Below are 19,183 nucleotides of genomic sequence, written 5' to 3' on the forward strand. Positions count from 1 at the left end.
TCAGGCGTCCAGGTCAGCCGTCTCGTCGACATCAGCCTCGACCGCACCACGCCCGTTGGACGCAACCAGCAACTTCTCGCGGATGATCTTCTCGATGGCATTGCCGACTTCCGCGTTGTCTTCCAGGTACTTGGCGGCATTGGCCTTGCCCTGGCCGATCTTGCTGCCCTGGTAGCTGTACCAGGCACCGGATTTCTCCACGAGACCGAGCTGCACGCCCAGGTCGATGATCTCGCCAGTACGGTAGATACCCTTGCCATACATGATCTGGAATTCGGCCTGACGAAACGGCGGCGCCACCTTGTTCTTCACCACTTTCACGCGGGTCTCGCTGCCGACCACTTCGTCGCCTTCCTTCACTGCGCCGGTACGGCGGATATCCAGACGTACCGAAGCGTAGAACTTGAGGGCGTTACCACCGGTAGTGGTTTCCGGGTTGCCGAACATGACGCCGATCTTCATGCGGATCTGGTTGATGAAGATGACCAGGCAGTTGGCGTTCTTGATGTTACCGGTGATCTTACGCAGCGCCTGGCTCATCAGGCGGGCCTGCAGGCCGACATGGGTATCGCCCATTTCGCCTTCGATCTCGGCCTTGGGTACCAGTGCCGCCACGGAGTCGACGATGATCACGTCCACTGCATTGGAACGCACCAGCATGTCGGTGATTTCCAGAGCCTGCTCGCCGGTATCCGGCTGGGAAACCAGCAGGTCGTCGACATTGACACCCAGCTTGCCGGCGTAGTCGGGATCGAGGGCATGTTCGGCGTCGACGAAGGCGCAGGTAGCGCCCAGTTTCTGCGCTTCGGCAATTACCGAGAGGGTCAGAGTGGTCTTACCCGAGGACTCCGGGCCGTAGATCTCGACAATACGGCCCTTGGGCAGGCCGCCAATGCCGAGTGCGATGTCGAGGCCAAGGGAGCCGGTGGAGATGGCCGGAATGGCCTGGCGGTCGTGGTCGCCCATGCGCATCACGGCACCCTTGCCGAACTGCTTCTCGATCTGACCCAGGGCTGCCGCCAAGGCGCGCTTCTTGTTCTCGTCCATTGCCATCCTCACATGATCAAAGGGAGCCGTTCGCTCGCCAACAACTGTATAAGTAGACAGTAGTATTTCATAAGGCAAGTCGCCCGCCTACCCCTGCAACGGATTTTCTCCTGCCGCCAGTCGGAGCAGCCCCTGTAGCGCGCGCTCGACCGTTCGTCGACGCACCTCGCCGCGATCACCCGCGAACAGGCAGCGCTCGGTCCACAGCTGCTCACCACCGGCCCAGGCCAGCCAGACCGTGCCAACCGGTTTTTCTGCCGAGCCACCATCCGGCCCGGCGATCCCGCTGACCGCCACTGCGAAATCTGCCCCGCTGCGCGCCTGAGCCCCGCGCGCCATGGCCTCAACCACTTCCCGACTGACCGCCCCCACCTCGGCAAAGAGCCCGGCAGGCACCCCAAGCTGGGCAGTTTTCTGCGTATTGGAATAGGTGACGTAGCCCGCCTCGTACCAGGCCGAGCTGCCGGCAATGCGGGTAATGGCCTCGGCAATGCCGCCGCCGGTACAGGACTCGGCGGTGCAAACCTGGGCATTGTGCGCCTTGAGCCGAGTGCCGAGCCGCTCGGCCAGGTCGGTAATGAGATCCATGTGCTCTCCAAGATGAAACGGGTGCGGGGGATACCCTACACTAGGCGCTTTTGCGAATTCAGCCGGACCGTAGAGCATGAGCGATTTGTCAGCCCACACCCCCATGATGCAGCAGTACTGGAAGCTGAAGAACCAGCATCCGGACCTGATGATGTTCTACCGCATGGGCGACTTCTACGAGCTGTTCTACGAGGACGCCAAGAAAGCTGCTGCACTGCTGGAGATCACCCTCACCGCTCGCGGCCAGTCCGCCGGGCAGGCCATCCCCATGGCCGGCATCCCGTTCCACTCGGCCGAGGGCTACCTGGCTCGGCTGGTCAAGTTCGGCGAATCGGTGGCCATCTGCGAACAGATCGGCGACCCGGCCACCAGCAAGGGGCCGGTGGAGCGCCAGGTGGTACGCATCATCACCCCCGGCACCATCAGTGACGAGGCGCTGCTCGACGAGCGCCGCGACAACCTGGTCGGCGCCGTATTGGGCGACGAAAAACTGTTCGGCCTGGCCACACTCGACATCACCAGCGGCCGCTTCAGCGTGCAGGAGCTGAAAGGTTGGGAGAACCTGCTGGCCGAACTGGAGCGCCTGAACCCGGCCGAACTGCTGATCCCCGACGACTGGCCACAGGGCCTGCCTGCCGAGAAGCGACGCGGCTCGCGCCGTCGCGCGCCCTGGGACTTCGAGCTGGACAGTGCGCGCAAGAGCCTGTGCCAGCAGTTCTCCGTACAGGATCTCAAGGGCTTCGGCTGCGAGGGGCTGAGCCTGGCCATCGGCGCCGCCGGCTGCCTGCTGGCCTACGCCAAGGAAACCCAGCGCACCGCCCTGCCGCACCTGCGCAGCCTGCGCCATGAGCGCCTGGACGACACGGTCATCCTCGACGGTGCCAGTCGCCGCAATCTTGAACTGGACACCAACCTGGCCGGCGGTCGCGACAACACCCTGCAGTCGGTGGTCGACCGCTGCCAGACTGCCATGGGCTCGCGCCTGCTGACCCGCTGGCTGAACCGCCCCCTGCGCGACCGCAGCGTGCTGGAGGCGCGCCAGGAAGCCATCGCCTGCCTGCTCGAGCGCTACCGCTTCGAACTGCTGCAGCCGCAGCTCAAGAACATCGGCGACGTCGAGCGCATTCTCGCGCGTATCGGCCTGCGCAACGCCCGTCCGCGCGACCTGGCGCGCCTGCGCGATGCCCTCGCCGCGTTACCGCAACTGCAAGCCGGCATGGCCGAGCTGGACGCGGCACACCTCACTGAGCTGGCAGTCAACATCCGTACCTATCCTGAGCTGGCCGATCTGCTGGCCCGCGCCATCATCGACAACCCACCCGCGGTGATCCGCGACGGCGGCGTGCTGAAGACCGGCTACGATGCCGAGCTGGACGAACTGCAGTCGATCAGCGAGAACGCCGGCCAGTACCTGATGGACCTGGAAACCCGCGAGAAGGAACGCACCGGCCTGGCCAACCTCAAGGTCGGCTACAACCGGGTGCACGGTTACTTCATCGAACTGCCCAGCAAACAGGCCGAGTCGGCGCCGGCCGACTACATCCGCCGGCAGACCCTGAAGGGCGCCGAACGCTTCATTACCCCGGAGCTGAAGACCTTCGAGGACAAGGCTCTGTCGGCCAAGAGCCGCGCCCTGGCACGTGAGAAACAGCTGTATGAAGAGCTGCTGGAGCTGCTCATCGCCCAGTTGGCGCCACTGCAGGACACCGCCGCAGCCCTGGCCGAGCTGGATGTACTGAGCAACCTGGCCGAGCGAGCGCTGAACCTCGATCTCAATCGCCCGCGCTTCGTCGAGGAGCCCTGTCTGCGCATCGAGCAAGGCCGGCATCCGGTGGTCGAACAGGTGCTGGACACGCCTTTTGTGGCCAATGACCTGAGCCTGGACGACAGCACCCGCATGCTGATCATTACCGGCCCGAACATGGGCGGTAAATCCACCTACATGCGCCAGACCGCACTGATCGTGCTGCTGGCCCATATCGGCAGCTTCGTCCCTGCGGCGGCGTGCGAGCTGTCGCTGGTCGACCGTATATTCACCCGTATCGGCTCGTCCGATGACCTGGCCGGTGGACGCTCCACCTTCATGGTGGAAATGAGCGAGACCGCCAACATCCTGCACAACGCCAGCGACCGCAGCCTGGTGCTGATGGACGAAGTAGGTCGCGGCACCAGTACCTTCGACGGTTTGTCGCTGGCCTGGTCGGCCGCCGAGCACCTGGCCAAGCTGCGCGCCTGGACGCTGTTCGCTACCCACTATTTCGAGCTGACCGTACTCCCGGAAAGCGAGCCGGTGGTGGCCAACGTGCACCTGAACGCCACAGAGCACAACGAGCGCATCGTCTTCCTGCACCATGTATTGCCCGGCCCTGCTAGCCAAAGCTACGGCCTCGCCGTTGCGCAACTGGCCGGCGTACCAGCCCCCGTGATCAGCCGTGCCCGCGAGCATCTGGCGCGCCTGGAAACCACCAGCCTGCCCCACGAAATGCCGCGTAACGAACCCGGCCAGCCGGCCGCACCGCTGCAGAACGATCTGTTCGCCAGCCTGCCACACCCGCTGCTTGAAGAATTGGCCAAGATCAATCCCGATGATCTGACCCCGCGCGGCGCTCTGGAGCTGTTATATACATGGAAGACGCGCATCTAACGCAGACTCGCTCAAACTGCTAGAATCGCGCGCATTTTTACGATTGCCCGGTTTACAGCCTGAGCCGCGGCCAATACCGAGCGCCTGCAAACCCACACAGATAGGGATCAGGCTGCCGCCTGAGGAGAGAATCAGAAATGACCTTCGTCGTTACCGACAACTGCATCAAGTGCAAATACACCGACTGCGTGGAAGTCTGCCCGGTCGACTGCTTCTATGAAGGCCCGAACTTTCTGGTGATCCACCCGGACGAGTGCATCGACTGCGCCCTGTGCGAGCCGGAATGCCCAGCTCAGGCCATCTTCTCCGAAGATGAAGTGCCGGAGGATATGCAGGAGTTCATCGAGCTGAACGCCGACCTGGCGGAAGTCTGGCCGAACATCACCGAGAAGAAGGAAGCGCTGGCCGACGCCGAGGAATGGGATGGCGTCAAGGACAAGCTGCAGCATCTGGAGCGCTAAGCCCGGAAACGCAAAGGCCCGCAAACGCGGGCCTTTTGCTTTTCTGCAGGCAAAAAAAGGGGCGGTATTACCCGCCCACTCTTTCTTCCCTGCTCCCTGAGAATCCTTTCATCTTCCTGATGAACCGCATCCTGCGGTAGTTCCCTGGTCACCATCCTGGCAATCGCGCCACGTCCCTAGGCACGACTTCATCTTAGCCGCTCAGCCTACTCGAGCAAGCCCCTGAAAATGCCTCAAAGACGGCTACAGGGCGGCACCATTTATAATAAAATCGATAAAAATCAAATAGTTAAACAAACAACAAGGATAAGAATGGATCTCAACCAACGCATTTAGACCGAAAACACTTACAGCCCGTGTAAGCAATAACCTACACCGGACTTAATAAAAAACCCGGCATAGGCCGGGTTTTGTTGGAGAACGGGACACCCTATTGAAATAGAGCGTCGCTGGACAAGCCGTTCTTCTCGAGAATTTCCCGCAAGCGCTTGAGCGCCTCGACCTGGATTTGCCGCACCCGCTCGCGGGTCAGACCGATTTCCTGGCCAACTTCCTCCAGCGTACAACTCTCATGACCGCGCAGACCGAAGCGGCGCACCACCACCTCACGCTGCTTGTCGGTCAGCTCCGATAGCCATTGGTCAATGCTTTCCGAAAGATCGTCGTCCTGCAACAGATCGCAGGGATCGCTAGGGCGATCATCCGTGAGGGTATCGAGCAGGGTCTTGTCCGAGTCTGGCCCAAGCGATACATCCACCGAAGTGACCCGCTCATTGAGACCGAGCATCCGCTTGACCTCACCGACCGGCTTCTCCAGCAGGTTGGCGATTTCCTCAGCCGACGGCTCATGGTCGAGCTTCTGGGTCAGTTCACGAGCCGCTCGCAGATAGACGTTGAGCTCCTTCACCACGTGGATAGGCAGGCGGATCGTTCGGGTCTGATTCATGATCGCCCGTTCGATGGTTTGACGAATCCACCAGGTCGCATAAGTGGAGAAACGGAAGCCGCGCTCCGGATCGAACTTCTCCACAGCCCGGATCAGGCCGAGATTGCCTTCTTCGATCAGGTCCAGCAGCGACAGGCCGCGATTGACATAACGCCGTGCGATCTTCACCACCAGACGCAGGTTGCTTTCGATCATGCGCTTGCGCCCGGCAGGATCGCCCTTCTGCGCCAGTCGCGCGAAGTGCACTTCTTCCTGAGGGGTGAGCAAGGGGGAAAAGCCGATTTCGTTGAGGTACAGCTGAGTGGCGTCTAGCGCCCGGGTGTAGTCGATGTATTTGTGCTGTTTGAGACTGTTGGTCGAATTTTTGGATTTGGCGCTGGAAGTCGGCAGCTCGGTTTCTTCTGCCCGCTCTTCCAGAACGATGCCTGGCTCCATAAGGAGCACTTCATCGTCGACGTCAAACTCCGGCGCTTCTTTGCTGAGTGCCATTGTTGTTGTCCTGTTCTGAGTTCGACAACAAGCCCTAGCGACGCCCACCCCAGTTCTGCATTCAGGAGAACCGGCCCCCCAAGCTAGTCCGAGACTGGCCTGCCGCCGATTGATTACGCACCTGACGAATCGCTGGGTGACTCCCTGGCAACACCAAAGCCCGCTCCTCCCACGTATGAGACGGGGTGGTGGCGAGTCAACGACGAGGCAGATATTGCAAGGGATCTACAGGCTTACCTTGGCGGCGAATCTCGAAATGGAGCTTCACCCGGTCGGTTCCCGTGGAACCCATCTCGGCAATATGCTGTCCGACTTTGACCTGCTGTCCCTCCCGAACCAGCAGCCTGCGGTTATGTCCGTAGGCGCTTACGTAGGCATCGCTGTGTTTGATGATCACCAGTTCGCCGTAGCCCCGTAAACCACTCCCGGCGTACACAACGGCACCATCAGACGCAGCTAAAACAGGCTGGCCCAAATCTCCGGCGATATCAATTCCTTTATTCAAACTGCCGTTTGACGAGAATTTCCCGATCAGCGTGCCATTGGCAGGCCAGGCCCAGCCCTTTGCCGAACGCTGCACCTGTTGCACTTTGGCAGGTGCGGCAGGTGGGTTAGTGGCAACAGGAGATGTGCTCGCCGCCGGCTTCTGAACCGGTGCCGGGCTTGGTGCCGGAGGACGACTGACCGGTTGCTGCACAGCAGGCGTTACCGGCCGGCTCGGCTGCACCGCCACAGGAGCACTGCTCGGCGGGAGATCGAAGCGAATGCGCTGGCCGGGGCGAATCACGTAGGGCGCAGGGATATGGTTGCGTGCCGCCAGAGCCTTCCAGTCCCAACCGAAACGAAAGGCGATGGAATAAAGAGTGTCGCCACGTTGCACCACATACTGGCCACTGGTGACCTGTTGCTGATACTGACGCTGAGCCTGGGTGCCACTCTGGGTGCGGTCCACCACCTGAACCGGAGCCGACGGCTTACTGCTGCAGCCTGTCAGCAAGGCCGCGAAAAACACTGCACCCAAGGCATGGTGCTTTCGCTGCTGTGTGAGACTCACCCCGTGCTCCTGTGGCGCTGCTGCTTGTAAGTTGCGCGTATTGTGCCGGATTTATTCGGCAGAGCCAGCGCTTTGCTGGCGACTCCCGGCCAACCACTCCAGCCCGAGCACCAACACCACACCGGCGACCGCCAATAGCAGCGCCAGCAGCAGCTGCGAGTCCTGCCCCATCTGGCTGGCAAACTGCGAGGGCCAGAGATTTTCCTGCAGCACGGGCACTTGCAAACCGTGGCTGTCGGTACGCCAGGTCAGGGTGTGCTTCCACGGCCAGACCTTGTTCAGCGAGCCCAACATCAGCCCGGTCAGAAAGGCCAGGGTAACGTCACGCACATGAGCCAGCAGCCAGCTGAGAAGGCGGGCGAAGCTGAGCAGGCCGACCAGGCAACCCGCGGCGAAGATGGCGAGCACGGCGATATCCAGGCTCTTGACCGCCCCCAGCACCACGGCATAGAGCCCCATCAGCACCAGCAGAAAACTGCCGGATATCCCGGGCAGAATCATTGCGCAGATGGCAATGGCACCCGCCAGGAACAGGCTCAACGGATCATCCCCCCACTGCTGCGGGGCGGCTACGGTGATCCACCAGGCGAAGGCAATGCCCAGGCCGAAGCTCAGGACTCGAATCCAGTTCCAGCGACCGATCTCGCGCGCCACCAGGTGGCTGGAAACCAGGATCAGACCGAAGAAGAACGACCACACCGGGATTGGCTGCTCGGCCAGCAGCCAGGTAATCAGGCGTGCCAGGCTGAACACACTGGTGAGAATACCGGCGAACAGTACCAGCAGAAAATTCACATTGGCTATTCGCCAGGCCTCGGCCACACGGCCCCGCAGCAATTGCACCAATGCCTCGGGCACGCGGGCGATGGAGCGCAGCAATTCATCGTAAATGCCGGTAATGAAGGCGACTGTACCGCCGGAGACACCGGGCACCACGTCGGCCGCGCCCATCGCCATGCCTTTTGCAAACAGCAGAAAATAATTCTTCATCGAGCTTTCCGTAGCTAAAAGTATGGAGTCAGGCCAACGGGCCATTGAGCAGGGGGACGAATCGCACCAGATCGAGAACATGGCGGCTGTAGCCATCTTCTTCACGGACGATCAGCAGCAGTTCCTGCACATCGCCGGTGCCCACCGGAATTACCAAACGGCCGCCGATGGCCAACTGGTCGAGCAGGGCCTGGGGCACATCGGTGGCGGCGGCGGTAACGATGATGCCGTTGTAGGGGCCCAGCGCATTCCAGCCTTCCCAGCCGTCACCCCAGCGGAACACCACATTACGGATATTCAGAGCGGCCAGGCGTTCCTTGGCTCGATCCTGCAGGGACTGAATGCGCTCCACCGAGAACACCCGCTCCACCAGCTGAGTCAGCACTGCGGTCTGGTAACCGGAGCCGGTGCCGATCTCCAGCACCTTGTCCAGCGGGCCGGCGGCCAGCAGCAACTCGGTCATGCGCCCGACTATGTAGGGCTGCGAGATGGTCTGGTTATGGCCGATGGGCAGCGCCGTGTCTTCATAGGCGCGGTGCGCCAGGGCTTCATCGACGAACAGGTGACGCGGCGTGCGGCGGATGACTTCGAGCACGCGCGCGTTGGACAGGCCTTCCTCGTACAGCCGCTCGATCAGGCGCTCGCGGGTGCGCTGCGAGGTCATGCCGATGCCGTGATGTTGTTGCAGGTCGCGCATCACAGCAGGCCCTCCAGCCATCCTTCAAGGCGGCCAAATGCCTCGTGAAAGGTGCGATCCAGTTGCAGCGGCGTGATCGACACATAGCCCTGCATCACCGCATGGAAGTCGGTACCCGGGCCGCCATCCTCGGCGTCGCCGGAGACGGATATCCAGTAGCCTTCCTTGCCGCGCGGATTGAGCTGCTTGACCGGCGCCGCTGCGCGCGCGCGATGACCCAGGCGCGTCAGCTGCACGCCTCGGATATGTTCCAGCGGCAAATTGGGCACGTTGACGTTGAGCACGGTGCGCGGTGGCAGGTCGAGCTTGTCATGGGCCTCGACCAGCTTGCGCGCGAAGTAGGCGGCGGTCGGCAGATTGTCGGGCTGACGCGACAGCAGCGAGAAGGCGAAGGCGGGCTTGCTCAGGAAGCGCCCTTCGAGTGCTGCGGCCACGGTGCCGGAATAGAGCACATCGTCGCCCAGATTGGCGCCGAGGTTGATGCCCGACACCACCATGTCCGGCACCGGATCCAGCAGCGCATTGAGGCCCAGGTGCACGCAGTCGGTCGGCGTGCCGTTGAGGCTGATATAGCCGTTGGGCAGCGTCGAGGGATGCAGCGGACGATCGAGGGTCAGCGCGCTGCTGGCGCCGCTCTTGTCTTCGCTCGGGGCGATGACCACGCACTCGGCGTAGTCCTGTAAAGCGCCGTGCAGCGCGGCGATACCGGGTGCCAGCACCCCGTCGTCGTTGGAGATCAGAATTCGCATGGGGTTTCCGTCTGCCCTGCCGGCAGTAGATCGACCAGTTCACGCACCACCACGGTGGCGAAGCATCCGGCCGGCAGAACGAATTGCAGTTGCACTATCTCGGGTTCCGGATAATGCCACGTCAAACCGGTGATGGGGAGGCGCAGGATGCGCCGTTCGTGCGCCATGCCCGCGCCGACCAGCCAGTCACCCAGCGCCGATTCACGCTCGGCGACGCCCTGCTCCAGAGCCTGAGGATTGCCGGCCGCCGGCGACGGCCCAGCGCCCCATAGCGGTCCGGTCGGGTGCAGATCGAGGATGGTCAGGCGCGGATCGCTGCATTCCGCCTCACCGGCCATGAAGAAGCTGCGACTGTTGGTGAAGGCCAGCAGGTCGCCGACCTGAGCACTGTTCCAGGTGCCAGCCGCTACCCGCTCGGCCAATACGCGGTTGAACAGGTAGCTGCGCGCCGCCGACAGCAGACGCGAACGCAGGTTGCGCTGCTCCGGCAACTCCTTGCGCAACGCGAACGCGCGAGCATCGACGACATTGCCACCGTCCCAGCCGAAACGCTGCAGGCCGTAGTAGTTGGGCACACCTTGTTCACGAAGGGTTTGCAAGCGGTGCTCCAGCACCTCGCGGTCGACCTTGAGGGCAGTCAGGCGCAGGATGAAGCCGTTGGCCGAATGAGCGCCGCGCTGCAACTTGCGTGAGTGGCGCACGGTCTTGAGGATGGCCAGGTTGTCACTTTCGGCGGCAGTCAGATCGGGATCGGCCTTGCCCGGCAGATGCAGGCTGAACCACTGGCGGGTCAGGGCCTGGCGATCCTTCAAACCGGCGTAGCTGATATTGCGCTGCGACACCCCGGCCGCGCGAGCCAGGCGCCGCGCCGCCTCCTCGGTGTTCAGGCCGCGCTTCTCCACCCAAAGCCAGAGGTGTTCACCCTGGCCGGACAGGGGGATATCCAGCACCTCATCGACCTGGAAGTCCTCGGCCACCGCCTTGAGCACCGCCGTGCCGCAAGGCTCACCATGGGCGCGCGGGCCCAGCAGTTCGAGCTCGTTCATGCCTTCAGCAACAAGGCGACGGCGTGCACCGCGATGCCTTCCTCGCGCCCGGTGAAGCCAAGCTTCTCGGTGGTGGTGGCCTTGACGTTGACCGCATCCAGTTCGACCTGCAGATCCTCGGCGATACGCTCGCGCATGCTCTGGATATGCGGCGCCATCTTCGGCGCCTGGGCGACTATGGTGGCGTCGACGTTACCCACCCCATAACCCTTGGCCTGGATCAACCCGAGTACATGACGCAACAGCACGCGGCTGTCGGCGCCCTTGAAGGTCGGGTCGGTGTCCGGGAAATGCTTGCCGATATCGCCCAACGCCGCCGCACCGAGCAGCGCATCGGCGAGCGCATGCAGCAGCACGTCACCATCGGAATGGGCCAGCAGGCCGAACTTGTGGGGGATACGCACACCCCCGAGAGTCACGAAGTCGCCCTCGGTAAAACGGTGCACGTCATAGCCATGGCCGATACGCATAAAAAGAACGCCCTGCAAAAGTCAGGGCGGGATTCTAACTCAGGCAGACAGGCTGCGAGGCTTTCGCTTTTCTGTAGGAGGGGCCTTGGCCGCGACGCTTCTGCGTAGCCTGGATCGCGGTCAAGGCCCCTCCTACCTGTAGAGCGTCGGACTCGCGCCGATGGATGCAGGCAGCTCTGACTACAGCAAAGCCGCCGCATGGTGGCGCAGATGATCGTCGATGAAGCTGGCGATGAAGTAGTAGCTGTGGTCGTAGCCCGGCTGCAGGCGCAGGGTCAGCGGGTGGCCCGCCGCGCGTGCCGCGGCTTGCAGCGCCTGCGGTTTGAGCTGGGTTTCGAGGAAGTCGTCGCGGTCACCCTGGTCGACCAGGATCGGCAGGCGCTCGCCCGCCGAAGCCAGCAACGCGCAGGCATCCCACTCGCGCCAGCTGGAGCGATCCTCGCCCAGGTAACGGGCAAACGCCTTCTCGCCCCAGGGACAATCCAGCGGATTGCCGATCGGCGCGAACGCCGACAGCGAGCGGTAGCGCCCCGGGTTGCGCAATGCGCAGACCAGCGCACCATGGCCGCCCATGGAGTGGCCGCTGATGCCGCGCCGATCCGAAACCGGGAAGCTGGCCTCGATCAGCGCCGGCAACTCCTGCACCACGTAGTCGTGCATGCGGTAGTGACGCGCCCAAGGCTGCTCGGTCGCGTTGAGGTAGAAACCGGCGCCGAGGCCGAAGTCCCAGGCGCCGTCCGGGTCGCCCGGCACCCCTTCGCCGCGCGGACTGGTGTCCGGGGCGACGATGGCCAGGCCCAGCTCGGCCGCCAGCTTCTGCGCGCCGGCCTTCTGCATGAAGTTCTCGTCGGTGCAGGTCAGCCCCGACAGCCAGTACAGCACCGGCACGCGCGCCCCCTGCTCGGCTTGCGGCGGCAGGAAGATGGCGAACTGCATGTCGCAGCCGAGCACCTGGGAACGATGTCGGTAGCGCTTGTGCCAACCGCCAAAGCTTTTGTTGCTGGAAACGATTTCCATGAGACCCTCCGGGCAGCATCAGGCCCCAGGCTGCAGTCAGCACGCGCCACTTGCAGCCTGAGGCTTGCCGCTATCAGTAATGAATGACGGTGCGGATGCTCTTACCTTCGTGCATCAGGTCGAAGGCCTGGTTGATCTCGTCCAGCGGCAGGTTGTGGGTAATGAAGGTGTCCAGCGGAATCTCGCCCTTCTGCGCCTTTTCCACATAGCCGGGCAGCTCGGTACGGCCCTTCACGCCACCGAAGGCGCTACCGCGCCAGACCCGGCCGGTGACCAGCTGGAACGGGCGGGTGTTGATTTCCTGGCCCGCGCCGGCTACGCCGATGATGGTCGACTCGCCCCAACCCTTGTGGCAGCACTCCAGCGCCGCGCGCATCAGCTGCACGTTGCCGACGCACTCGAAGCTGTAGTCCACACCGCCGTCGGTCATCTCGACGATGACGTCCTGGATCGGCTTGGCGTGCTCCTTCGGGTTGACGAAGTCGGTGGCGCCCAGCTCACGCGCGATATCGAACTTGGACGGGTTGATGTCGATGGCAATGATGCGGCTGGCCTTGGCCATCTTCGCTCCGATGATCGCCGCCAGGCCGATGCCGCCCAGGCCGAAGATGGCCACGGTGGAGCCCTCGGTGACCTTGGCGGTGTTGAGCACCGCGCCGATGCCGGTGGTCACGCCGCAACCGAGCAGGCAGACCTTCTCCAGCGGCGCTTCCTTGGGGATCTTGGCCAGGGAGATTTCCGGCAGCACGGTGTACTCGGAGAAGGTCGAGCAGCCCATGTAGTGGTAGATCGGCTCGCCGTTATAGGAGAAACGGCTGGTGCCGTCCGGCATCAGACCCTTGCCCTGGGTGGCGCGCACTGCCTGGCACAGGTTGGTCTTGCCCGAGGTGCAGAACTTACAGGTGCGGCATTCGGCGGTATACAGCGGAATCACGTGGTCGCCGACGGCCAGAGAGGTGACCCCCTCACCCACCGCCTCGACGATGCCGCCGCCCTCATGGCCGAGGATGCAGGGGAATACGCCTTCGCTGTCCTCGCCGGACAGGGTGTAGGCGTCGGTGTGGCAGACGCCGGTGGCGACGATGCGCACCAGCACCTCGCCGGCCTTGGGCGGCGCCACGTCCACCTCAACGATCTGCAGCGGTTGGTTCGGGGCAAAGGCTACGGCAGCACGGGACTTGATCATGAGTCGCTCTCCAGCGGTTCGGCAAAGTGGCGAGAGTGTAGAACAGCGCGTTTAGAGGGATAATCCGCGGCCTCGAAAAACATTATTGCCAAACAGGGATAATCAATGAGCCGCTGGGAAGGTCTGGACGAATTCGTCGCCGTCGCCGAATGCAGCCAGTTTGCCGCCGCCGCCAAACGCCTGGGACTCTCCACCTCGCAGGTCAGCCGCCAGGTGGCGCGCCTGGAGGAGCGCCTGCAGACGCGGCTGTTCTACCGCAGCACGCGGAAGGTGACGCTGACCGAAGCCGGGCAGACCTTCCTGCAACACTGCCGGCGCCTGCAGGACGCCCGCGAGGAGGCACTGCGCGCCGTCGGCGATCTCAACGACGAGCCCAAGGGTCTGCTGCGCATGACCTGTGCCGTGGCCTACGGCGAGCGTTTCATCGTGCCGCTGGTCAACCAGTTCATGGCCCGTCACCCCCAGCTGCGGGTCGAAATCGAGCTGAGCAACCAGACCCTCGACCTGCTGCACAGCGGCATGGACCTGGCCATCCGCCTCGGCCGCCTGCAGGACTCACGCCTGGTCGCCACGCGCCTGGCGCCCAGGGTCATGCACCTGTGCGCGGCGCCTGCTTATCTGGAGCGTTACGGCCGGCCGCATTCCTTGTCCGAGCTGGCTCGCCACAACTGCCTGATTGGCAGCAGCGATCACTGGAATTTTCAACAGGATGGCCGCGAACTGAGCCTGCGAGTGCAGGGCAACTGGCGCTGCAACAGCGGCGAGGCGGTGCTGGACGCAGCCCTGCGCGGCTTCGGCCTGTGCCAGCTGCCGGACTACTACGTGCAGCCCCACCTGCGCAGCGGCGCCCTGCTCGACCTGCTGCCGCAGCAGCGCCCGCCGCACACCGGCGTGTGGGCGCTGTACCCACAGCAACGGCATCTGTCGCCCAAGGTGCGCTTGCTGGTGGAGCTGTTGAAGGAAGGCTTGGCCGAGCGGCCGGAATATCGGGACGTCAGCGCATGACCCGGTCGCCAGCGCCGGGATATGGCCGGCGGTCTAGGCCGGCGTGAGGCAGTCCGGCCCCTCGAAGGCCGGATCGTTGATCAGGGTCGCCACCACCCGCTCGCGCAGCTGCGGCTGTGGCGCCGCCAGCACGGCCTGCAACTGCTCAGCCGTGGCCTGCGGGTCGAGCCAGACGCGTGTAGCCGCCTGGTCCAGCAACAGCGGCCGGCGCAGGTAACTGGCCTCCCGCGTGACCATGGCCACGCTGAGGTAGGTCTGCCCCGAAGTGGGGTACTGCTCCCACAGCCCGGCGCAATACAGCAAACCTTCGCTGCTCATCCAGTACGGGCGTTTGCGGTTAGCCTGGCCGCGCCACTCATAGAAGCCGTTGGCCGGCAGCACACATCGGCGCAGGCGGAACGCCTCACGAAACATCGGCTGCTCGGCCAGGGTTTCGGCGCGAGCATGGGCTGGAGCCTTGGCGAAGTCATCCAGCCAGGCCGGCGTCAGCCCCCAACGTCCACTGGCGGCTTGCAGCTCGCCAGCAGGCTGATGCAGGAACAGCACCTGCTGGCCCGGCGAGAGGTTCCAGCGTTGTGGCAGATCGGCGGGGAAGTCTGGCAGACCGGACAGGGCCTGAGGCCAGCGAAACAGGGCGTAGCGTCCACACATGGGGCGATGGGTATCCGGCGGCGGGAGATCAACACAACAGCACGCCCGGGCAGCCATCGGGCTCCTCGCCAGGCAATGGCGCGGCGGCATTGTACGCGGCGATCAGCCCGCGTGCGCGCTCGGCCTGCGGATCATCCACACACAACCCGAGCAGCCCCAGCGCCGGCAGCTCGCCCACCGCGCCGAGCAGATGGCGCCCGGTCAGGTGCGCCTCCACCCCTTCACTGGCCAACATGCCCAACAACAACTCGGCCTCCAGCAAGTCCTGCGGCTCGTAGATGCGCTGCATTCAGTCATCCTCCCGATGTGCTTCCAGGGACCAATCGACGCCATCGGTGCGCAGCTCGAACTGAATAGGCCGGCAGCAAACCGAGCAATCCTCGACATAGGACTGATCGCCAGCGGACAAGTCGAGTAACACCTCCACCCGCTCCCCGCAATAAGGACACTGGCACAACTGTGTTTCCAACATCACGGCCTCCGTGTGACTTGCCGGTATGGGCGCGCAAGGCTCCCAAAAGCTAATAATCCTCAATAAAACAGTAGTTTGCTGCCACGCAGCTCGCTTGAAATCACACAAAAACAGAACAGACCGTGGGCTTTGTAGGCAGCGGCACCGTACGTTTCGTAGGCAGAAGGTAACCGTAACCTTTCAGCAAGACCCGCCCATAGCAGGTATGTGCTGGCCCTGACTGAGCGTAGACACGTAGCTGGCGGGTTCGTACTCTTGGGCCAGGTCTTGTCGCTTCTTCTCTTTTGCACTTGTCGCGTTCACCAAGCTAAACGCAGCAGGCACAAGGGGTTACGCATGGACAAGGAATGTTATGCGACACAAATGGCTGAAAAAATTACGCCACATGTGTCGTCTACTTATTGTTAGAGGCTGTAGCAATAATGAGAAGTTTCCTTCTGGGTGCGATTAATACGCTTTTATCTGCCGTATTACATGCGGAGCCCAGTGAGTGTTATGCATCTACATTCAAACTGCGAGACTATAGTGCTGCTACCGAGACTTGGGGCGAGGCAACCAGCTTCATGAAAATAGCGAAAATTGACAATACCAAAATACAATTCGAGCTATTGCAGTACGGTGGAAATTTTCACACTTGCACATTACCTGGGTTTGCCACAAAGCAACCCGATGGAAGCTTTATATTCAAAGATGAAGCAAATTATTGGTCTGAGCCTGGCTGGGAGCTATATGGCGCCCCTAGCGATGGCGGAGCTTGCGAAGTTAATTTTAAATTTACCGAGCAAGATGTAACTATCAGCACTGTTAATTCTTGCAAGGGCTTTTGTGGCGCAAGAGCCGCGTTTGGCGGTGTCATTAAAAAAGCTCAGAACTGCAGCGAGTACAGCCTCTAACAATTGGTTCAAGTCGTTCGCTTCGCTCACTCGGGACCGGCTAAAGCCGGCCCCTTAACCAAACGTTATGCATAGCTAAAATCGGAAAAATTCATGAAAAGGGACATTCAAACTGCGTTATTTATTTCAGCCGCAGCTCCAACCATTGTCATGTTAAATGGCGACTATCTCTATATAGGGCTATGGTATTACATACTGCTGCCCGCACTTTTAATAGGCGCTAACTATTTCTTCAAAACTCCCGCTCATATTTGTAGCGGAATGGCTTTGGCCTTGCAGTTGTCATTTTTCGTATTTTTTTACTGGCAGCTTCAAATAAATCAAGGACTGCTAGGTTTAATTCATCTTTTGTTCCTATTGCCAGGAGCGACAATAAGCTCAATAGCAGGGTTTATCCTGCTAAAAAATAGCTCCGTATTGACTACGATAAATGGGTTTACTTACGGTTTTTGCTCCTTTGCCATCGGGGCTGCCACAGGTATGGCAGTTTACCTGTCTAGTTGATTTCCAGTGGCGCGACGCATAACAATTGGTTCAAACCGTTCGCTTCGCTCACTGGGACGGGCTAAAGCCCGCCCCTTAACCAAACGTTATGTGCTTATGAAACTCATAAAAGCTCTCATCGCGCTCACCTTGCTAGCAGGTATTTCATCCTGCTCAATACCTGCAACCGTCCGTTTTTACAATAATTCAGGTCAGGACGTAAAAATAAAAATTAACCAAAGGGCTATCGACTTGCCCAAAGATCAAACCAAAGAAATTCAAGACATTGAGTACCAATCCATTGCAATAGCAATAGGCTCAGCACTATACAAATATGAGCACCCACCCTATGGGTATACTCAAGTTGAGTGGTTTGGTTGGGGGCCATTTTCACGCAGAGTCATGCACCTACAGCTTGAGCCTGACGCGAGAGTATGGGTAACCAACTCATTATTACCCAGCCCAACCAGGGCTTTCCCCAAGCAGCCGGAGGGTTTTCCACTTGAGCCCCGCACATAACAATTGGTTCAAGGTCGTTCGCTCCGCTCACTCTGGACGTCCGCAAGCTACGCTCGCGGCCGCCCCTTAACCAAACGTTAGGTGCCTCTCATGGATCGAGAAGAGATACAAGAAATCGCTGAAAACTGGGTCAGGTGCCAGAGCGAATACGAAGCATCAGGAAGCCTTTCAGCAGGTGCCTACGAGCTAGATGAGCTTATACACAAAGACCCGCACAAAGCCCTAAAAGTAATCCTGGAAACTCTTTCCATCATTCCTAAGCGTCCCGAGAGCAACTTAGTTCAAGCTCTAGCTGCGGGGCCTCTTGAGATTCTCCTCGTCTATAAGGGCAGCGAGGTAGTCAAAGAAATTGAGCATGAAGCATTGCAGAATGCTGACCTAAGGCTTCTGCTTGGTGGGGTATGGCAAAGCTCTATCCAAGCAGAAGTTTGGAGCTCCATTCTAAAATTCAGGAGCGAATCGTGGTAAGGCACCTAACAATGCGCTCAACTATCGCTCACTTCGTTCGCTGGACAGCCAAAAGCTACGCTTTTGTCTGCCCGTTAGCTTAATCGTTAGGCGCAAGGGCAAAAATTGGTTATTCAGCACCGAGTCAGGGAACACAATCATCGCATCTGCGCGGTATGCCTGAATCGAATGGTCGCCTGGTAGTAGAGGCCGTTATTTGTGGCCAGCAAAGGAGTTGCGCTCAAAGAATGTGCACATCACAAATAACTTCCGGGGCCAAAACCGGAACGCCGTGCGCACCGTCGGTCAAGCGCAGCGCTGGCCTCACTTGCTGCGTACGGCTGGGCAATCTAACAATTGGCTCAAGTCGTTCGCTTCGCTCACTCGGGACCGGCGAAGCCGGCCCCTTAGCCAAACGTTAGGCTTCACAATGGATCCACGCGCCTTAGTCGTCCACCTAGAGTTACCGTACAACGAGCGAGGCGGCTCCCAACCTCCCGCCCATGAAATTATTCTTGCTGGCTTACAAGCACCATCAAATTACTGGGTAGGTCTTGCAATCGGCTGGCTAGAACAAGGAGCACCTGCTAGCAACGAGATAATTCAAGCCTTAAGCTTGATCACAAAAGACAAGAGTTTCTCACAACAAGCGCGCCACAAATCTTTTGCACTTATTAAGAAATGGCAGAGAGACAACGGAACAACCTAACAATGCGCTCAACTATCGCTCACTTCGTTCGCTGGACGTCCAAAAGCTGCGCTTTTGGCCGCCCGTTAGCTTAATCGTTAGGCTCACAGAGGCAGAGGTCAAGCAGGATGCATCCAGACCTAAAGTCCCTAATCAGCAAGGGGCGTTCCCAGGGCTTCCTACTGAAGTCTGAAGTACTAAAAATATTGCCTGAAGACATTACACAAGAAGAGCTTATCAATGACATATTGCTGATGATCAGCGACATGGGTATCTCTATAGTCAATGATCAAGCGAGCGCTAATAATGGGCACCCAGAAGCCTAACAAATGGTTCAAGCCACTCGCTTCGCTCGCTCGGGACCGGCTAAAGCCGGCCCCTTAACCAAACGTTAGGCAGCAAGAGCAATCAGGAAAGTAAACGCATGGAAAGCGCGCAGGTCATCTTCAAAAACGTGCAGCAAAGAAGCAGTCAATTAAGTTCATGGCTGCAGCCATCGCGCCGCCTGCAAGGCCATTGCGGTAAAGCAAATACGGGCTTTGCGGCAGCAGTGTTCGGCTCAGCGCCGAGCCTAACAATTGTCTCAAGTCGTTCGCTCCGCTCACTTGGACGTCCGCAAGCTACGCTCGCGGCCGCCCCTT

General features: G+C 60.7%; 22 protein-coding genes. 8 read left to right on the forward strand and 14 right to left on the reverse strand.

The features are described 5' to 3' along the window. Both recA and AYB31_RS19230 read right to left on the reverse strand, forming a co-directional pair. Nucleotides 1-1,047, reverse strand: coding sequence for a recombinase RecA (gene recA / locus AYB31_RS19225; RefSeq protein ID WP_068830626.1), 1,047 nt, complete (start codon nt 1,045-1,047; stop codon nt 1-3). A gap of 87 nt (nt 1,048-1,134) precedes the next feature. After that, the gene (locus AYB31_RS19230; RefSeq protein WP_068830627.1) at nt 1,135-1,635 is read right to left on the reverse strand and encodes a CinA family protein; all 501 of its coding nucleotides are present in this window, start codon (nt 1,633-1,635) and stop codon (nt 1,135-1,137) included. A 76-nt stretch (nt 1,636-1,711) separates the two neighbouring features. Here AYB31_RS19230 and mutS point away from each other — a divergent pair, with 76 nt between their 5' ends. After that, nucleotides 1,712-4,279, forward strand: coding sequence for a DNA mismatch repair protein MutS (gene mutS / locus AYB31_RS19235; protein ID WP_082805369.1), 2,568 nt, complete (start codon nt 1,712-1,714; stop codon nt 4,277-4,279). A gap of 137 nt (nt 4,280-4,416) precedes the next feature. After that, nucleotides 4,417-4,740: a ferredoxin FdxA gene (gene fdxA / locus AYB31_RS19240; protein ID WP_068830629.1), complete on the forward strand. Its 324-nt coding sequence runs from the start codon at nt 4,417-4,419 to the stop codon at nt 4,738-4,740. Between the two features lie 430 nt (nt 4,741-5,170). Here fdxA and rpoS read toward each other — a convergent pair whose 3' ends face one another. From rpoS to AYB31_RS19285, 9 genes are all read right to left on the reverse strand, one after another. After that, on the reverse strand, nt 5,171-6,175 hold the full coding sequence (gene rpoS / locus AYB31_RS19245) for an RNA polymerase sigma factor RpoS (RefSeq protein ID WP_068830630.1): 1,005 nt from the start codon (nt 6,173-6,175) through the stop codon (nt 5,171-5,173). Between the two features lie 196 nt (nt 6,176-6,371). After that, a complete protein-coding gene (locus AYB31_RS21245) occupies nt 6,372-7,229 on the reverse strand; it encodes a peptidoglycan DD-metalloendopeptidase family protein (protein ID WP_082805370.1) in 858 nt (285 codons plus the stop codon). 51 nt (nt 7,230-7,280) lie between these two features. After that, nucleotides 7,281-8,219: a DUF368 domain-containing protein gene (locus AYB31_RS19255; protein WP_068830632.1), complete on the reverse strand. Its 939-nt coding sequence runs from the start codon at nt 8,217-8,219 to the stop codon at nt 7,281-7,283. A gap of 28 nt (nt 8,220-8,247) precedes the next feature. Beyond that, nucleotides 8,248-8,883: a protein-L-isoaspartate(D-aspartate) O-methyltransferase gene (locus AYB31_RS19260; protein WP_162493017.1), complete on the reverse strand. Its 636-nt coding sequence runs from the start codon at nt 8,881-8,883 to the stop codon at nt 8,248-8,250. Between the two features lie 32 nt (nt 8,884-8,915). Next, nucleotides 8,916-9,665 (reverse strand): 5'/3'-nucleotidase SurE, encoded by a 750-nt coding sequence (surE, locus tag AYB31_RS19265; protein WP_068830634.1) that lies wholly within the window; start codon nt 9,663-9,665, stop codon nt 8,916-8,918. Beyond that, the gene (gene truD, locus AYB31_RS19270; protein WP_068830635.1) at nt 9,653-10,711 is read right to left on the reverse strand and encodes a tRNA pseudouridine(13) synthase TruD; all 1,059 of its coding nucleotides are present in this window, start codon (nt 10,709-10,711) and stop codon (nt 9,653-9,655) included. The genes surE and truD overlap by 13 nt, the downstream gene beginning before the upstream one ends. Beyond that, nucleotides 10,708-11,181 carry a 2-C-methyl-D-erythritol 2,4-cyclodiphosphate synthase gene (gene ispF, locus AYB31_RS19275; RefSeq protein ID WP_068830636.1) on the reverse strand — a complete coding sequence of 158 codons (474 nt, stop codon included), beginning with the start codon at nt 11,179-11,181 and terminating at the stop codon, nt 10,708-10,710. The genes truD and ispF overlap by 4 nt, the downstream gene beginning before the upstream one ends. A gap of 180 nt (nt 11,182-11,361) precedes the next feature. Further along, nucleotides 11,362-12,198 (reverse strand): S-formylglutathione hydrolase, encoded by an 837-nt coding sequence (gene fghA / locus AYB31_RS19280; protein WP_068830637.1) that lies wholly within the window; start codon nt 12,196-12,198, stop codon nt 11,362-11,364. Between the two features lie 73 nt (nt 12,199-12,271). Next, on the reverse strand, nt 12,272-13,384 hold the full coding sequence (locus AYB31_RS19285) for an S-(hydroxymethyl)glutathione dehydrogenase/class III alcohol dehydrogenase (RefSeq protein ID WP_068830638.1): 1,113 nt from the start codon (nt 13,382-13,384) through the stop codon (nt 12,272-12,274). A gap of 105 nt (nt 13,385-13,489) precedes the next feature. Between AYB31_RS19285 and AYB31_RS19290 the strand changes: the two genes are divergently transcribed. Further along, entirely contained in the window at nt 13,490-14,389 is a 900-nt protein-coding gene (locus AYB31_RS19290) for a LysR substrate-binding domain-containing protein (RefSeq protein WP_068830639.1), read from the forward strand. Nucleotides 14,390-14,422: 33 nt separating this feature from the next. Here the strand turns inward: AYB31_RS19290 and AYB31_RS19295 are convergent, their stop codons facing one another. Genes AYB31_RS19295 through AYB31_RS19305 form a run of 3 tightly spaced genes read right to left on the reverse strand, consistent with a single transcriptional unit; the run spans nt 14,423 to nt 15,512 of the window. Next, nucleotides 14,423-15,040: an SOS response-associated peptidase gene (locus tag AYB31_RS19295; protein ID WP_068830640.1), complete on the reverse strand. Its 618-nt coding sequence runs from the start codon at nt 15,038-15,040 to the stop codon at nt 14,423-14,425. Nucleotides 15,041-15,068: 28 nt separating this feature from the next. Next, entirely contained in the window at nt 15,069-15,329 is a 261-nt protein-coding gene (locus tag AYB31_RS19300) for a putative signal transducing protein (RefSeq protein ID WP_068830641.1), read from the reverse strand. After that, complete coding sequence (locus tag AYB31_RS19305) at nt 15,330-15,512, reverse strand: CPXCG motif-containing cysteine-rich protein (RefSeq protein WP_068830642.1); 183 nt, start codon at nt 15,510-15,512, stop codon at nt 15,330-15,332. It abuts the gene before it with no gap. 422 nt (nt 15,513-15,934) lie between these two features. Here AYB31_RS19305 and AYB31_RS21555 point away from each other — a divergent pair, with 422 nt between their 5' ends. From AYB31_RS21555 to AYB31_RS22085, 5 genes are all read left to right on the forward strand, one after another. Next, on the forward strand, nt 15,935-16,405 hold the full coding sequence (locus AYB31_RS21555) for a hypothetical protein (RefSeq protein WP_153020749.1): 471 nt from the start codon (nt 15,935-15,937) through the stop codon (nt 16,403-16,405). Between the two features lie 93 nt (nt 16,406-16,498). Then, on the forward strand, nt 16,499-16,909 hold the full coding sequence (locus AYB31_RS21560; RefSeq protein ID WP_153020750.1) for a hypothetical protein: 411 nt from the start codon (nt 16,499-16,501) through the stop codon (nt 16,907-16,909). A gap of 588 nt (nt 16,910-17,497) precedes the next feature. Then, complete coding sequence (locus AYB31_RS19310) at nt 17,498-17,875, forward strand: DUF6869 domain-containing protein (protein WP_068830643.1); 378 nt, start codon at nt 17,498-17,500, stop codon at nt 17,873-17,875. 795 nt (nt 17,876-18,670) lie between these two features. Next, nucleotides 18,671-18,868: an RNA polymerase sigma factor region1.1 domain-containing protein gene (locus tag AYB31_RS22410; protein WP_068830644.1), complete on the forward strand. Its 198-nt coding sequence runs from the start codon at nt 18,671-18,673 to the stop codon at nt 18,866-18,868. A 98-nt stretch (nt 18,869-18,966) separates the two neighbouring features. Then, the coding region (locus tag AYB31_RS22085) for a hypothetical protein (protein ID WP_236715585.1) at nt 18,967-19,183 on the forward strand (217 nt) is incomplete at its 3' end.

It is taken from the genome of Pseudomonas sp. BMS12 (genome assembly GCF_001592875.1).
Classification (GTDB): Bacteria; Pseudomonadota; Gammaproteobacteria; order Pseudomonadales; family Pseudomonadaceae; genus Aquipseudomonas.

Coding starts and splice junctions, on each gene's coding strand:
- recA (WP_068830626.1), bottom strand. CDS start 1,047: ATGGACGAGAACAAGAAGCGCGCCTTGGCGGCAGCCCTGGGTCAGATC.
- AYB31_RS19230 (WP_068830627.1), bottom strand. CDS start 1,635: ATGGATCTCATTACCGACCTGGCCGAGCGGCTCGGCACTCGGCTCAAG.
- mutS (WP_082805369.1), top strand. CDS start 1,712: ATGAGCGATTTGTCAGCCCACACCCCCATGATGCAGCAGTACTGGAAG.
- fdxA (WP_068830629.1), top strand. CDS start 4,417: ATGACCTTCGTCGTTACCGACAACTGCATCAAGTGCAAATACACCGAC.
- rpoS (WP_068830630.1), bottom strand. CDS start 6,175: ATGGCACTCAGCAAAGAAGCGCCGGAGTTTGACGTCGACGATGAAGTG.
- AYB31_RS19255 (WP_068830632.1), bottom strand. CDS start 8,219: ATGAAGAATTATTTTCTGCTGTTTGCAAAAGGCATGGCGATGGGCGCG.
- AYB31_RS19260 (WP_162493017.1), bottom strand. CDS start 8,883: ATGACCTCGCAGCGCACCCGCGAGCGCCTGATCGAGCGGCTGTACGAG.
- surE (WP_068830634.1), bottom strand. CDS start 9,665: ATGCGAATTCTGATCTCCAACGACGACGGGGTGCTGGCACCCGGTATC.
- truD (WP_068830635.1), bottom strand. CDS start 10,711: ATGAACGAGCTCGAACTGCTGGGCCCGCGCGCCCATGGTGAGCCTTGC.
- ispF (WP_068830636.1), bottom strand. CDS start 11,181: ATGCGTATCGGCCATGGCTATGACGTGCACCGTTTTACCGAGGGCGAC.
- fghA (WP_068830637.1), bottom strand. CDS start 12,198: ATGGAAATCGTTTCCAGCAACAAAAGCTTTGGCGGTTGGCACAAGCGC.
- AYB31_RS19285 (WP_068830638.1), bottom strand. CDS start 13,384: ATGATCAAGTCCCGTGCTGCCGTAGCCTTTGCCCCGAACCAACCGCTG.
- AYB31_RS19290 (WP_068830639.1), top strand. CDS start 13,490: ATGAGCCGCTGGGAAGGTCTGGACGAATTCGTCGCCGTCGCCGAATGC.
- AYB31_RS19295 (WP_068830640.1), bottom strand. CDS start 15,040: ATGTGTGGACGCTACGCCCTGTTTCGCTGGCCTCAGGCCCTGTCCGGT.
- AYB31_RS19300 (WP_068830641.1), bottom strand. CDS start 15,329: ATGCAGCGCATCTACGAGCCGCAGGACTTGCTGGAGGCCGAGTTGTTG.
- AYB31_RS19305 (WP_068830642.1), bottom strand. CDS start 15,512: ATGTTGGAAACACAGTTGTGCCAGTGTCCTTATTGCGGGGAGCGGGTG.
- AYB31_RS21555 (WP_153020749.1), top strand. CDS start 15,935: ATGAGAAGTTTCCTTCTGGGTGCGATTAATACGCTTTTATCTGCCGTA.
- AYB31_RS21560 (WP_153020750.1), top strand. CDS start 16,499: ATGAAAAGGGACATTCAAACTGCGTTATTTATTTCAGCCGCAGCTCCA.
- AYB31_RS19310 (WP_068830643.1), top strand. CDS start 17,498: ATGGATCGAGAAGAGATACAAGAAATCGCTGAAAACTGGGTCAGGTGC.
- AYB31_RS22410 (WP_068830644.1), top strand. CDS start 18,671: ATGCATCCAGACCTAAAGTCCCTAATCAGCAAGGGGCGTTCCCAGGGC.